Origin of the sequence: Erythrobacter sp. HKB08, assembly GCF_004114695.1 — a bacterium.
Taxonomy (GTDB): domain Bacteria; phylum Pseudomonadota; class Alphaproteobacteria; order Sphingomonadales; family Sphingomonadaceae; genus Parerythrobacter_A.
Genome location: NZ_CP035310.1, coordinates 714,619 through 728,015, shown reverse-complemented (window position 1 = coordinate 728,015; position 13,397 = coordinate 714,619). Strand labels below are relative to the sequence as shown.

Annotated in this window: 19 protein-coding genes; 6 read left to right on the top strand and 13 right to left on the bottom strand. The window is 64.8% G+C overall.

Annotated elements, in window-relative coordinates:
• The first annotated feature begins 20 nt into the window (after positions 1-20).
• Positions 21-629 (top strand): HNH endonuclease, encoded by a 609-nt coding sequence (locus EO245_RS03535; protein WP_128891636.1) that lies wholly within the window; start codon positions 21-23, stop codon positions 627-629.
• A gap of 7 nt (positions 630-636) precedes the next feature.
• Here the strand turns inward: EO245_RS03535 and kynU are convergent, their stop codons facing one another.
• The 7 genes from kynU to dksA form a co-directional block, all read right to left on the bottom strand.
• Positions 637-1,854: a kynureninase gene (gene kynU / locus EO245_RS03530; RefSeq protein WP_128893444.1), complete on the bottom strand. Its 1,218-nt coding sequence runs from the start codon at positions 1,852-1,854 to the stop codon at positions 637-639.
• 2 nt (positions 1,855-1,856) lie between these two features.
• On the bottom strand, positions 1,857-2,486 hold the full coding sequence (kynB, locus tag EO245_RS03525; protein ID WP_128891635.1) for an arylformamidase: 630 nt from the start codon (positions 2,484-2,486) through the stop codon (positions 1,857-1,859).
• Positions 2,486-3,277 (bottom strand): tryptophan 2,3-dioxygenase, encoded by a 792-nt coding sequence (locus EO245_RS03520; RefSeq protein WP_128891634.1) that lies wholly within the window; start codon positions 3,275-3,277, stop codon positions 2,486-2,488. The genes kynB and EO245_RS03520 overlap by 1 nt, the downstream gene beginning before the upstream one ends.
• 48 nt (positions 3,278-3,325) lie before the next feature.
• On the bottom strand, positions 3,326-3,742 hold the full coding sequence (locus EO245_RS03515; RefSeq protein WP_128891633.1) for a DUF4112 domain-containing protein: 417 nt from the start codon (positions 3,740-3,742) through the stop codon (positions 3,326-3,328).
• 20 nt (positions 3,743-3,762) lie between these two features.
• Entirely contained in the window at positions 3,763-5,235 is a 1,473-nt protein-coding gene (locus tag EO245_RS03510; protein ID WP_128891632.1) for an ABC transporter substrate-binding protein, read from the bottom strand.
• A 77-nt stretch (positions 5,236-5,312) separates the two neighbouring features.
• On the bottom strand, positions 5,313-5,690 hold the full coding sequence (locus EO245_RS03505) for a PilZ domain-containing protein (protein WP_128891631.1): 378 nt from the start codon (positions 5,688-5,690) through the stop codon (positions 5,313-5,315).
• Positions 5,691-5,827: 137 nt separating this feature from the next.
• Entirely contained in the window at positions 5,828-6,286 is a 459-nt protein-coding gene (dksA, locus tag EO245_RS03500) for an RNA polymerase-binding protein DksA (RefSeq protein ID WP_128891630.1), read from the bottom strand.
• Between the two features lie 287 nt (positions 6,287-6,573).
• Here dksA and EO245_RS03495 point away from each other — a divergent pair, with 287 nt between their 5' ends.
• Positions 6,574-6,903 (top strand): sel1 repeat family protein, encoded by a 330-nt coding sequence (locus EO245_RS03495; protein WP_128891629.1) that lies wholly within the window; start codon positions 6,574-6,576, stop codon positions 6,901-6,903.
• On the opposite strand, the gene EO245_RS03490 is transcribed toward EO245_RS03495, so the two are convergent.
• The 5 genes from EO245_RS03490 to EO245_RS03470 are packed head-to-tail and all read right to left on the bottom strand — an operon-like array spanning position 6,900 to position 10,164.
• Entirely contained in the window at positions 6,900-8,033 is a 1,134-nt protein-coding gene (locus tag EO245_RS03490) for a GNAT family N-acetyltransferase (protein WP_128891628.1), read from the bottom strand. The genes EO245_RS03495 and EO245_RS03490 overlap by 4 nt on opposite strands.
• Entirely contained in the window at positions 8,030-8,803 is a 774-nt protein-coding gene (locus EO245_RS03485) for a glycerophosphodiester phosphodiesterase family protein (RefSeq protein ID WP_128891627.1), read from the bottom strand. Before EO245_RS03485 ends, EO245_RS03490 begins: the two co-directional genes overlap by 4 nt.
• Positions 8,775-9,236, bottom strand: a complete 462-nt coding sequence (locus tag EO245_RS03480) for a RidA family protein (protein ID WP_128891626.1) — start codon at positions 9,234-9,236, stop codon at positions 8,775-8,777. The genes EO245_RS03485 and EO245_RS03480 overlap by 29 nt, the downstream gene beginning before the upstream one ends.
• Positions 9,236-9,877, bottom strand: a complete 642-nt coding sequence (locus EO245_RS03475) for an HAD family hydrolase (protein ID WP_128891625.1) — start codon at positions 9,875-9,877, stop codon at positions 9,236-9,238. The genes EO245_RS03480 and EO245_RS03475 overlap by 1 nt, the downstream gene beginning before the upstream one ends.
• On the bottom strand, positions 9,874-10,164 hold the full coding sequence (locus tag EO245_RS03470; protein WP_234026945.1) for a DUF3572 domain-containing protein: 291 nt from the start codon (positions 10,162-10,164) through the stop codon (positions 9,874-9,876). Before EO245_RS03470 ends, EO245_RS03475 begins: the two co-directional genes overlap by 4 nt.
• Before the next feature lie 63 nt (positions 10,165-10,227).
• Here EO245_RS03470 and EO245_RS03465 point away from each other — a divergent pair, with 63 nt between their 5' ends.
• Positions 10,228-10,593, top strand: coding sequence for a response regulator (locus EO245_RS03465; RefSeq protein WP_128891624.1), 366 nt, complete (start codon positions 10,228-10,230; stop codon positions 10,591-10,593).
• Positions 10,594-10,600: 7 nt separating this feature from the next.
• Here EO245_RS03465 and EO245_RS03460 read toward each other — a convergent pair whose 3' ends face one another.
• Positions 10,601-11,185, bottom strand: coding sequence for a Pycsar system effector family protein (locus tag EO245_RS03460; RefSeq protein ID WP_234026944.1), 585 nt, complete (start codon positions 11,183-11,185; stop codon positions 10,601-10,603).
• A 150-nt stretch (positions 11,186-11,335) separates the two neighbouring features.
• Here EO245_RS03460 and EO245_RS03455 point away from each other — a divergent pair, with 150 nt between their 5' ends.
• The 3 genes from EO245_RS03455 (at position 11,336) to EO245_RS03445 (ending at position 13,359) form a co-directional block, all read left to right on the top strand.
• Positions 11,336-11,578: an acyl carrier protein gene (locus EO245_RS03455; RefSeq protein WP_128891623.1), complete on the top strand. Its 243-nt coding sequence runs from the start codon at positions 11,336-11,338 to the stop codon at positions 11,576-11,578.
• Positions 11,579-12,832, top strand: coding sequence for an aminotransferase class I/II-fold pyridoxal phosphate-dependent enzyme (locus EO245_RS03450; RefSeq protein WP_128891622.1), 1,254 nt, complete (start codon positions 11,579-11,581; stop codon positions 12,830-12,832).
• A 95-nt stretch (positions 12,833-12,927) separates the two neighbouring features.
• Positions 12,928-13,359, top strand: coding sequence for an OsmC family protein (locus EO245_RS03445; RefSeq protein WP_128891621.1), 432 nt, complete (start codon positions 12,928-12,930; stop codon positions 13,357-13,359).
• Positions 13,360-13,397 lie beyond the last annotated feature (38 nt).

The window sequence follows — 13,397 nt, the reverse complement described above, 5'->3', positions numbered from 1 at the left end:
ATCGGGGAGGAACGCGGGCAGTGTTCAAGGCCGAACTGATGGAGCGAGCGGCGCAGCTGAGACGCGCCGAGGATGATCCGACGAGGAATCTGTCGGCTTGCCCGGCGCTCGTGCTCAACGCGGACTACACGCCGCTATCCTATTATCCGCTGAGCCTGTGGCCGTGGCAGACCGCGATCAAGGCGGTGTTCCTCGACCGGGTGACCATCGTCGAGAGTTACGAGCGGCGCGTCCACTCGCCCTCGCTCGACATGCAGATCCCCAGCGTCATCGCCCTGCGCGACTATGTGAAGCAGAGCGAATGGCCCGCCTTCACGCGCTTCAACCTGTTCCTGCGCGATCGCTTCACCTGCCAGTATTGCGGCTCGAAAGACCACCTGACCTTCGACCACGTGGTGCCGCGCCGGCTGGGCGGGAAGACGAGCTGGGAAAACATCGCCACCGCCTGCGCGCCCTGCAACATGAAGAAGGGCGGCCGCACGCCGAGGCAGGCGCATATGCAGCTGATGGTCGATCCGATCCGCCCGACGAGCTGGCAGTTGCAGCAGACCGGCAAGAGCTTCCCGCCGAACTACCTCCACGAAACGTGGCGCGACTGGCTCTACTGGGACATCGAACTGGAAGAGTAGCGCGCGCTCAGGTTACCGCGGCGCGGCGCTTGAACTCCTCGCAATCCCATTCCCCGCTATCGAGGATTTCCGCGAGCGCGAGGACGGCCTTGGCCGCGTCCTCGAAACCGACATAGGCCGGCGCGAAGCCGAAGCGCAGGATGTCGGGCGCGCGGAAGTCGCCGATGATGCCGCGCGCGATCAGCGCCTGGCACAGGGCGTAGGCTTCCGGGTGTCGGAAGGAGAGCTGGCTACCCCGCCGGGCCGGATCTTGCGGACTGACGCAGGCGAGGTCCGGGCAATGCTCGGCCATGGCGGCGCGGAAAAACTCGCTCATGTGACGCGACTTTCCGACAAGGCGCTCCATCCCGATCTCCGCGACCAGCTCGACCCCGCTTTCGAGCGCGGCCATCGAGAGGATCGGCGGCGTCCCTGCGAGCAAGCGGGTGACGCCGGGTGCAGGGCGATATTCGTCGGAGAACTCGAACGGGGCGGCATGCCCCATCCAGCCGCTCACCGGATTGACCAGCGCATCGTGATGGCGCTCGGCGACATAGGCATAGGCGGGCGCGCCGGGGCCGCCGTTCAGATATTTGTAGCCGCAGCCGACTGCGAAATCCGCGCCGCATCCGTCGAGATCGACCGGCACCGCTCCGCCCGAGTGCGACAGGTCCCACAGCACCAGCGCGCCGACTTCCTGCGCCGCGCGGGTGAGCGCGGCCATGTCGAACATCTCGCCGGTCTTGTAGTGGACGTGGGTCAGCATGAGCAGCGCTACATCCTCGTCCAGCGCATCGAGGATCGCGTCGCGCCCGGCCAGGCGCTGCTCGGCAGGGCTGCCCTGCACCATGTAGAGGTCGGTCGGGAAGTTGCCCGGTTCGGACAGCACGACCTTGCGATCGGGGCGCATGTGGAGTGCTGCGCCGATCAGCTTGGCGAGGTTCACCGACACGCTGTCGCAGGCGATCACCTCGTGTTCGCGCGCGCCGATCAGCGGGGCGATCTTCGCGCCGATGCGCTGCGGCATGGCGATCCAGTCGCCGCCCGCCTCGGTCGGGTTCCAGCTGCGGATGAGATCGCGGCCCCATTCGGAATCGACCACATGGCCGATTCGCTCGCGCGTCGCCTTCGGCAGCGCGCCGAGCGAATTGCCGTCGAGATAGATCACGCCTTCGGGGAGGTCGAAGCGGCTGCGATAATCGCGCAGCGGGTCGGCCGCGTCGAACTCGCGCGCTTGTTCGATCAGGCTCATGCCAGCTCCCTCAGGATTGCGCGGCACAGACCGGCATCGCCTCCCGCGATCTTTAGCGGCAGGGCGATCAGCTCGTATCGTCCCGCCGGCACGTCATCGAGCACCAGCCCTTCGAGGATGCGCATGTCGTGTTGGAGCACCGCCTTGTGCGCATCCATCGTCTTCGATTCCTGCGGATCGACCGATGGCGCGTCGGTCCCGACAAGTACGACGCCGCGCTGCGCCAGCCATGCGATCGTCTCGGGCGCGATCGCGGTGAATTCGCTATCCCATTGCTCGTGCGGAAACGCCTCGAAGGTGCGGAAGAGCACGCGCGCCACGCCGTCGATCTCCGGCAGGTCGGCGACTTGAATCGCCCCCGAAGCGCCGCGCGCATCGACCACCAGGCATTCGCCGAGATAGGGATCGAGCGACATGGAAGCCGCATCCGCCGCGCCTTGCGAATAATGCAGCGGCGCATCGCCATGCGTGCCCGAATGGGTGCTCATCGTCATCCGCCCGACATTGACCGGCGAGCCATCTTCCATCCGCCAGCTGCGTTCGAAGGCGAACTCGGTATCGCCCGGCCACACCGGCAGGCCCGGGCGCAGGACTTGGCTGATATCCCAGATGCGCCGGTCGGCCATCAGAGCGCGGTCCGCACGCTGAGCAGTTCGGGGAAGAAGGCCGCTTTGAGCACGCCTTCGAGATAAGGCACGCCGGGCGTTCCGCCGGTGCCGGTCTTGAAGCCGATGATCCGCTCGACTGTCTTCAGGTGCCCGAAGCGCCAGCGCTGGAAGTGGTATTCCAGATCGACCAGCTTTTCCGCCAACTCGTAGAGATCCCAGTGCTCCTTCGGGTCCTGGTAGATCTTCGCCCACGCCGCCTCGACTTGCGGCGAGTGGGTCCAGGGCGCGTCGACCGGGCGGTCCAGCACTTCGGCGGGAATGTCGAAACCGCGGCGCGCAAGCAGCTTGATCGTTTCGTGATAGATGCTCGGCCGCGTCAGTTCCTCGCGCAGGGCCTCGGCCACATCGGGCGTCGCCTCGTGCATGGTGATCATGTTCGGCTTTCGGCCACCGAGGAGGAATTCCATCATCCGGTACTGCGCGCTCTGGAAGCCGCTAGACCCGCCGAGGTGCGGGCGGATGGTCGAATAGTCGTGCGGCGTCATGGTGCTCAGCACGTCCCAGCTCTGAATCAGCTGCCCCTGCGCACGCGCCACGCGGGCGAGCATCTTGAAGGCCGGCCGCAGCCGGTCGTCCATGATATGCGCGCGGGCCTCGGTCAGCTCGTGCAGGCACAGCTTGAGCCACAGCTCGCTCGCCTGGTGGACGATGATGAACAGCATCTCGTCATGCGCATCCGAGGAAGGATGCTGCGCGCCGAGGATGCGCTCGAGATCGAGATAGGATGAGTAGGTAACGTCCTTCGCCATGACCGCAGGCCCTAGCGCGAAGTCGTCTCGGGTGAAACTATCTTGGCCTCAGCCTTCGATAATGCGGCTCGACGGGAAATTCTTGTCGAGGTGCTTCTTCACGATGCGCAGGTTGCGCGTGTTCGAGCGGAACAGGATGTCGGCCGCATCGCCTACCACCGGGACTGCGCCGAGCGCGGCGTCGATGCCGACATTGCCGATCATGCGCCAGATTTTCCAGCGCGGCATGTTCAGGTTGCGCGCTTCCCACACGATGTAGGCGCCCATCGCGGTCGTCACGATATCGCCGAGCACAGGGACGAGGCCGACCAGCGCGTCGAGGCCGATCGGGTAATTGATGCCGGGAATGCGGAAGCTGCGTTCGAGCAGCATTTCCATCGCCTCGATACGCTTGCGCACCGACACGGGGTCGGTCCCGGTCGGCAATTCGAGGCCGACGATTTCCGGACGATCGATTCCTGCCATTCATTCCTCCTGACTGGAACCTAGATGGGACGGCGCGCGAAGGGAAACAAGGGATGCAGCCCCGAGGGGCTCGGCTCGAAGGCGTCGACCCCGCCGCGTACGAGCGACCAGCGGATCGGCGGGCCGAGCGGGATGTAGAGGTTTTCGTCGAGCAGGATGCTTTCCGCCTCGATCTGCAGGCGCTGGCGTTCCGCACCCGTTTCTGCGCGCAGGGACGCAGCGACGAGCAGGTCGGTCTCGCGCGAGCAGCCGATCCGGCGAACGCGGCAATTGAACTGGTTGAGGAACCAGCGCCGGTCGCGGTAGCGCGCCACCCGGTCGAGCAGCACGAGCTGCGCATTGGCGACATTCTCGACCCGTGCGAGCGAGACGCCGACCGCATCAAGATCGCTCGCCAGCGCGGTGAAGAGCCTGTCGGACCCCGGCCCCTGCGGCAGGAATACGGTGATGCGCGCCGGCTCGCCGCTCGCCGATTGCCACAGCGCGATGCGGCGCGCGGCCTCTGCGCGGCGCTGGTCGATGGTGAGACCGGCCCAGCGTTCGGGCAGCGGACCGTCCGCAAGATCGCCGAGCTCGGGCACGATCCGCGTGGAGGGCGCCCAGCCGCCGATGTTGAATGCCTGTCCGATGCTGGCACGGTCGATCGCCATGGCGACGGCTTCGCGTTGCAGCGGCTCGGACAGCAGCCCGGTGGGGCGGGTGACGGAAAGGCCGAACAGCCCGGCGACCGGGTCGATCCGGATCGTCCCGCGCGAAAGCGGGCCGGTGTCGACCAGCAGCAGGTCCTGCAGCCGGCCATTGAGCACGACGTCGAAAGCGCCATCGTCGAAACCGGCAATGGCTTCGTCCGCCGGCAGCACGGCGAAAGTCACCGGGCGGACGGTTTCTTCCCATTCTTCGATCATTGGCAGGCCGCGCTCTTCGGGCGGCACGGCCTGGAGGACGTAGGTGCCTTCCTCGCCCTGCGCGCGCATAGGCCCCAGCCCCGCCTCGCCCTGCATCAGGCCGAGCTCGGGCTGGGCGAGCAGGCGCATGAATTCGGGCGATGGATATTCGAGGCGGATCTCGATCACCCTGCCTGCCATCGCACGGATATCGTCGATCACTGCGAGGTCGTAGCCGAGCGACGTGCCCTGCAGCCGCTCGATCGTCTGGCGCAAGCGGCTCGCCACGCCTTCTGCCGATAGCGGTGCGCCGTCGGGCCAGTTCGAATCGCGCAGGCGGAAGATGTAGGACAGCCCGTCGTCGGTCACGATCCAGCGTTCGGCGACCGCCGGGACGACATCGCCATTCGCATCGAAGGCAACCAGCCCCTCGGCAGTCGCCTGCTTGAGCAGCTGCCCGGCGGGCGACAAGCGCAGACCGGTATATTCGACTTCGCCCGCCTCGCCGATCAGCGCGATATCGGCATCGTCCTCACCCTCGACCCACGAACAGGAGGAGAGCGCTGCGAAGCCTGCGACGGCAAGAACGAGGGCGCGCGCGAAATGCATCGGCTGCGCGATAGCAAGTCAGCCCGTCCGGGTCAGCGCGTATTTTCGAAAAGAAGCTCCGGCGAGGCCGGACCGCGTCACACCTTGCGCAGGCGCCTCGGGTCCGAAACCGAGCCGGGCGGCAGAAGAGAAGAGGGCTTGGCATAGCGCGGCGTTTCGAACGACGCGCTGGTCTCCGCCTGACGCGCAAGGCGCGGATCGATCTCTTCGGCGAATGCGATGCCGAAGCGATTGTCCTGCACCCAGGCAACCGAACCATCGACCCAGCCGATATTGCGCAGCTTGACCGCAATGCTCGCGCCGCGCTGAACCTTGGGCCCACCTTCGGCCATCATGCCGGCCGCCGACAGATTGCGCACTTTTACACGCTCTCCCGTCTCCGTTCCGTCGAGCTTGACCTCGGCGAAAAGGAACAGGCTGTCACGCGAGATATGGCGTGTGTCGATTGCGGACATTCGATGCGGGGCCTCTCGTCAGGGTTGCCGTTTTGCACGCTCATTCGGCGTGCCCCGCCTGATACAGTCCGATTGGTTATCGAAGCATAAAGGATTTCAAAAATTTCGCGCGCCCGCAGGCAGCTAAACTATTGAAATCAATCGTCGCGAGAGATTTTTTCGCGCCGTTCGTGCGCTTCCTGTGCCTCGACCGTCATGGTTGCGACGGGACGCGCGATGAGTCGGCGCAGGCCGATCGGATCGCCGGTCACTTCGCAGTAACCATATTCGCCCTGGTCGATGCGGCGAAGCGCGGAATCGATCTTGGAAATGAGCTTGCGCTGCCGGTCGCGGGTGCGCAGTTCGATGCCCCAGTCGGTCTCGCTCGACGCGCGATCGTTGAGATCGGGTTCGCGGATCGGACCGTCCTGCAGCGACTGGAGCGTCGCGGTCGATGCCGAATGAATCGAGCGCTTCCATTCGATCAGCAGCATGCGGAAGTAATCCAGCTGCTTGTCGCTCATGTATTCTTCGTCGTCGGAAGGGACGTAGTCAGGCTCGAAAGAAGCCTTAATTCTCTTCAGGATATCTGCATCGTTAGATGCCGCGCTTGCCATGAAATCCTCGAAACCCGCTTAGTTCAGTCATTGTGTGAACCAGTCCGTCCGAATTTTTTCCGGTCCGTTGGCCGCTACCCGTGGCGCGCCTATAGAAGCGCCTCCCCATGCGCACAAGGCGCAATCTGTAATGGGTTTCATAGACCGGCAAATATGAAGCTTTGCCGAACCGCCGGGCAGCAAGAACAAGGTTTTTGGGCGCGGCGTTAACCAATTATTGACCATGTTCCGAAGAAAACCCGTTTCAAGCGGTAGCAGGGGGCTGCCGCGAAACGGGGGACCAGGAAATGAAACTCACTCCGATCGAAGGCGGCAAGCCCGTCGAAGCCGATACCATCGCCGGCGACATGCTGGTGGCGAAATGCCTCGCGGCTGCAAGCAATGGCGATGTGACCGCTCTGTTCGACCTCGGCGTCGCTTACTCGACCGGCAGCCACGGCGCGCCGTGCGACCTGATCGAAGCGCACCGCTGGTTCAACCTCGCCGCTTCCAAGGGTCATGAGGAAGCCGCCTGGTGCCGTGCAGACGTGTCGGACGAAATGACCGCCCGCGAAATCGCCGAAGCCCAGCGCCGTGCGCGCCAGTGGCTCGCCGACGATGCGCGCAAGGCTGCCTAGGATTTCCTGAAGGGCGTCTTGGCGCTCAGGTAATTCTGGTCGAGCGCGACGCCCGCCCGCTCGCGTTCGAGGAAATCGGCGACCGCTTCGGCAAAGCCGGGATCGGCGATCCAGTGCGCCGAGAAAGTCTCGACCGGTTCGTAACCGCGAGCCAGCTTGTGCCCGCCTTGCGCGCCCGCTTCCACCCGCAACAGCCCGCGTTCGATCGCGGCATCGATCGCCTGGTAGTAGCACAGCTCGAAATGCAGGAAGCGCTTGTCGCGGCTGCAGCCCCAGTACCGGCCGTAGAGCGCATCCGGCCCGATGAAATTGAGCGCTCCGGCAATCGGCGCGCCATCCTCATAGGCGAGCACCAGTAACAGCTTCTCGCCCATCCGCTCGCCCAGCAGGTCGAAGGCCTCGCGCGTCAGGTAAGGCCGCCCCCATTTGCGCGCGCCGGTGTCCTGGTAGAACAGCCAGAAGGCGTCCCAGTGCTCTGGCCTGATCTCGTGACCCGACAGGCGCCTGATCTCGACGCCTTCCTGCGCACCGGCGCGTTCCTTGCGGATCGCTTTGCGCTTGCGCGATGCGAGCGCGGCGAGGAAATCGTCGAAACTTTCGTAGCCGCGATTGCTCCAGTGGAACTGGATATCGCTGCGCAGCATCCAGCCTGCCTTCTCGAACAATTCGCACTGCCCCGGCTCGATGAAAGTCGCATGAGCCGAGGAGAAACCGTTCTGGAGGCATAATTGCGCTGCGGCATTCAGCAGCGGTGCGGCAAGCGCTTCGTCCTGCAAGAGCAGCCGCGGACCGGTCGCAGGGGTGAAAGGCGCGGCGATCTGGAGCTTGGGATAATATTGGCCCCCGGCGCGCTCATAGGCATCGGCCCAGGCGTGGTCGAACACGTATTCGCCCTGGCTGTGCCCCTTGAGATAGGCAGGCAATGCGGCGGAGAGTTTCCCGTCCGCGCCTTCGATGACGATTGGCGCGGGCTGCCAGCCCGTCCTCGCGCCCACGCTTCCCGAATCCTCGAGCACAGTGAGGAAATCATGGGACATGAACGGATTGCCACCCGCCAGCGCATCCCATTCGTCACGCGCGAGCGCGCCGACCGAGCCGGCGACTTTCGCGATGACGGGCTCTTCGCTCATTCGATGCCGTCGCCCTCGGCAATCGGCGCGTCGGCATAAGCGAGCGCGACTTCGCGTAAGTCCGGCGAGCGCACCGTCCAGGTGAGCACCGGAAGCCCCCTCGCCCGCTGGCTGGCGGCAAACTTGCTCGGCAAGTCGCGCACGTCGTAGGCGAGGAAATCGGGGCGTGCGTGCCACAGCGAGAAGCGCCGCCGCCAGTCGCCGCGCCAGCCCTTCTCGTTCTCTTCGGTCACCACCAGCCCGCGCACCGTGCGCGGCGAATGCACCGCGAACCAGCGCGAGACGCGCGGGTCGAAGCTCATCACCGCATGATGGCCGCGATACCCCTCGAGCGCGCGGCGCACCGCAAGGCACAGCGGGCGCACCCCCTTGTCGCGCTTGGACTTGATTTCGATCAGCACCGGCACCCTGCCCGCGATCTGGGTGAGGACGCGGTCGAGGCTCGGGATGTTGTCGGAGGAACCCGACAGCGCGATCGTTTCCAGCCTGGCGAGCGGGATATCGAGCACCGCGCCCTTCGCGTCGGTCAGCCGGTCGAGCTCCCAGTCATGGAAGACCAGTGCCTCGCCATCGCCGGTGCGCTGGACGTCGAGCTCGATGCCCATGCCCGCCGCAATCGCATCGGCAAAGGCCGAGGGCGAATTTTCCGGCGTGCCCGAGGCATGCAGCCCGCGATGCGCATAGTCCCACTCGCCGAGCCACTTGACCCGGGCCGCGCGCGGCGGCGGCGAGCGCCAGTCGTCAAGCGCCTTCGATAGCAATGATCGCATCCACCTCGACTGCCGCACCCAGCGGCAGGACCGGAACGCCGACCGCGCTGCGCGCGTGGCGGCCGATGTCGCCGAAGACCTCGAACATCAGTTCCGATGCGCCATTGGCGACCTTGGGCTGGTCGGTGAAATCGGCAGTCGAGCTGACGAAAGCGCCGAGCTTCACGATGCGCTTCACCCGGTCGAGCGAGATGCCCGCATTGCGCAGTTGCGCGAGGATCATCAGGCCGCAGGCACGCGCGGCCTGCGTGCCGTCTTCGAGCGATACGTCCTCGCCCAGCCGCCCGGTGACGAGCTTGCCGTCGACGAAGGGGAGCTGGCCGGACAGATAGGCGAAACCGCCCTCGACCACGACCGGCACGTAGCTGGCGACCGGCGCGGCCGCTTCCGGCAGGGTGATCCCGAGTTCTTCGAGGCGTGCATCAATGCTCATTACTTGTCCTTCTTGTCGTGTTTGCCGTCGAGCACGTCGAGCATCCAGGGCAGGGCATGCTCCCACGTGTCGATCCGCGCATGGGCATGGCCCGCCTCATGCGCGCAATCGATATGCGGCGCCAGCATCGGTTCGCCGCACAGGTGCAGGCGGGTGAGATGCGGGACCGTCTCGGCGGCGGATTCGTGATGCTGCGGCAAGTCGTCGATGAAGATCGCGCGGCTCGGCGCGTATTCGTCCATTATTGCCGACAGCGCGGGGCCCTTCGGACCCTGGTTGGTGAAAACGCGCGCCTCGATGCCGTGCGCGAGCAGCTGCTCGGTGCGCTTGGCCTGGCGCTCGTCGTTGAGGTTGGTGAGGATCACGACGTTGGCGTGGCTGGCGAGCTCGTTGATCCCGGCGACCGCGCCCGCGATCGGGTTCTGGCGATGCATCTCGGTATCGAAGAAACCGCCGAGCATGCGCCAGATGTCCTTCTCGGCAAGCGGCTCGCCGCTTTCGGTCCAGCGCAGCGCATTGGCGAAGCTCGCACCTTCCATGCGGAACGTGACGCCCTGCGTTTCGGCGAGCCAGTCGCGGAACGGCGCGACCATGTGCAGCAGCACTTCGTCGCAATCGGAAATGACCAGCGGCTTGCTCATCGGGAAAGTATCTCCTGCGCCGAAACCAGCACCTGCGGCTGAACCTGGAGGGCTTCGGACGCTTTCATCAAATCGGGTTCGTGGCGCGCGAGGAAATCGAGCACGGCGGCCAGCACCGCCGGATCGTTCAATTGCTCGCGCAACTGGTCGGGCGTGAGGCCGGTCAGCGCCAGCAGGCGCTCCGCCCGCTGGTCGTCGCCCAGCACCCAGCCGAGCGCGGCGAGCGCCAGCGTTTCGGCCTCGCTGCGGGTCAGCGCGGGGGATTTGCCGGTCTGCGTAATTGTCACCGGGCGGCCTCGGTCATAAAGCGCCTATGGAGTTCAAAGGTCGAAATCAGCGGAGCGGTCCTAGTGGCAAAGCGAATCCTCGTTGTCGAGGACAACGACCTAAACCGGAAATTGTTCTGCGACGTGCTGAAGGCAAACGGCTTCGAGGTCGAGCCGGTGGCCGACGGCGAACTGGCGCTCAACGCCGCGCGCGCCTTTGCGCCCGACCTGGCGATCATGGATATCCAGCTGCCCAATATCTCGGGCCTCGACCTCATTTCGGCCATGCGCCGCGATGCGTCGCTCAAGGACGTGCCGGTGCTGGCGGTGACCGCCTATGCCGGCAAGGGCGACGAGGACCGGATCCGCGATGCCGGGGCGACCGAATATCTGTCGAAGCCGGTATCGATCGGCCCGTTCATGACGACGGTGCGCAAGCTGGTCGACTGAGGCGAGCTCAGCCCCAATACTGCTGGGACATCTCGATCCCGAACACGATCACCGTCACCACCAGCCCGGTAATGAAAATGCGGTAGGCATAGCCGAGGTACTTGTACTTCTTGTTCTGCAGCACCTGGCCGTTCTGGTAGATGTCGCGCAGCATCGCCCGGAAAGTCTTCTCGTCGGTTTCCATCTGCGCGAGGACCCGGGTTTTCCATTCCTCTTCGTCGAGTTCGTGGAATTGCCCGAAGAACAGCTCGTTGCGCTTGTCTTCCGGCAGCTCGATCGATTTCGTCGAAGGCAGCACCGCCATCACTGCGCATAGCGAACTCAGGAAAGCGAACACCGCGAGGATCGCGAGCGAGACCGGCAGCTCGCCCGTCAAAGAGCGGCTGACCGAGATGGAAAAGACGAGGAAGGTCGCGCCCATCAGGATCGAGGCCTTGTTGTCGGCCATCTGCGAAAGCGAGAGCGTGTTGTTCTGCACCGTGCGAACGAGATGGATTGCATGGTTGGAATAGGTCACCGGCTTGGCCGGCGGCTTCTTCTCCGCCTCTTTCGCAGGTGCCGTCTCGGGCGCCTTATCGTCCTGTTCGGCCATGTGTTTCCCCCGGCTTCACGCCGCCGCTTCGGCTCGCGTCGGGAACCTGCCACTGCCGCTGCGGCTTGACAAGCGGGGGCAAGTCCCGCTTTGCCGCCGACATTGATGCGGGGCACCGCTCCGCCGCCCAAACAAACTGGAACCGCACCTATGGACCGCGCCGAAGTCGACACCACGATCCGTTCGCTGATCGAGCCCTTCAACAAGAAGGAAGTCGAGATCAAGGACGAGACGACTTTCGCCAACGACCTCGAATTCGACAGCCTGACGGTGATGGACTTCGTCGCGGCGATCGAGGACGAGTTCGACATCATCATCAGCATGAACCAGCAGGCCGAGATCGAGACCTACGGCCAGCTCGTCGACGCGGTTACCAAGCTACAGGACAGCTAAATGAGCGAAGGCATCAGCCAGCCGGACCAGCCGCAGGAGCTGGAAGGCCACTCGAAGGACCTGTTCTCCAAATTCGACGACCTCATCGCCATGCGCGAAGGGCTGCTCGCGAGCGGGGTGGAGGATCCGTTCAACCTCGTGATGGAAAAGGTGCTCTCGCCGACCCGCGCCATCTGCAACGGGCGCGACACGATCCTGCTCGGCACCTACAACTACATGGGCATGACCTTCGACCCGGACGTGGTCGATGCGGGCAAGCAGGCGCTGGCCGATTTCGGCACGGGCACGACCGGCAGCCGTGTCCTCAATGGCACCTACCAGGGCCACCGCGAGTGCGAGGAAGCGCTCAAGGAATTCTACGACATGGACCACGCGATGGTCTTCTCGACCGGCTACCAGGCCAATCTCGGGATCATCAGCACCATCGCGGGCAAGGGCGACTACATCGTCCTCGACATCGACAGCCACGCCTCGATCTACGACGGCTGCAAGATGGGCGATGCGGAAATCGTGCCCTTCCGCCACAACGACATCGAGGCGATGGAAAAGCGCCTGCGCCGCATTCCGGAAGATGCCGGAAAGCTCGTCGTGCTCGAAGGCGTCTACTCGATGCTGGGCGACGTAGCGCCGCTCAAGGAAATGGTCGCCATCGCCAAGAAATACGGCGCGATGGTGCTGGTCGACGAAGCGCATTCGATGGGCTTCATCGGCGAGAACGGCCGCGGCGTGGTCGAGGAAGCCGGCGTGATCGACGATGTCGATTTCATCATCGGCACTTTCTCCAAGAGCGTCGGCACCGTCGGCGGCTTCTGCGTTTCGAACCACCCCAAGTTCGAAATCATGCGCCTCGTCTGCCGTCCCTACGTCTTTACCGCCTCGCTCCCGCCGAGCGTGGTCGCGACCGCCGCGACCTCGATCCGCAAGCTGATGCACGGCCATAACAAGCGCGCGCACCTGTGGGAGAATTCCAAGCGACTGCACGGCGGCCTCAAGGCACTGGGCTTCGAGCTCTGCACCGACGAGCCGCAGAGCGCGATCATCGCGGTCATCATGCCCGACCTGCAGAAGGGCGCGGCAATGTGGGAAGCGCTGCTCAAGGAAGGGCTCTACGTGAACCTCGCGCGCCCGCCGGCAACGCCCGCCAACATGACACTGCTGCGCTGCTCGCTCTGCGCCGAACATTCGGACGAGGAAGTCGACACGATCCTCGGCATGTTCGAACGCGCCGGCAAGGCGATCGGGATTATCGACTGACAGCCAAGCGGGGCGCGGATGCGTCCCTGCCGAAGCAACGCAATTTCGGAACCGGCTGGCCGCGGGACCGTCTCATCGTGTGGAAGGAACACACGATGAAAACAGTCAACACGGGTAGCGCAACTTACGAAGGCCTCGGCAAGTCGGGTCATGGTCACGTTTCGACCGGCTCGGGAGCCCTGGCCGCCCAGCCCTATGGTTTCCAGACGCGGTTCGAGGACGAGCCGGGGACCAATCCGGAAGAACTGATCGCGGCCGCGCATGCCAGCTGCTTCACCATGGCGCTGTCGTTCAAGCTCGCCGAGGCGGGCTTCGAGGACGGCACGGTGGTGACGGCGGCCGAGGTCACGCTCGAGCGCGGCGACGACGGTTTCACCGTCACCAAGTCCGCACTGTCGACCAAGGGCAAGGTGCCGGGGCTCGAGCAGGCGAAGTTCGAGGAACTCGCTGCCGATGCCAAGGCCAATTGCCCGATTTCCAAGCTGCTGAACTGCGAGATCACCCTCGACACCAAGTTCGAGGGCTAGCCCGGAATCAAATGCGGCCGGGGGCCTCTCCCTCCCCC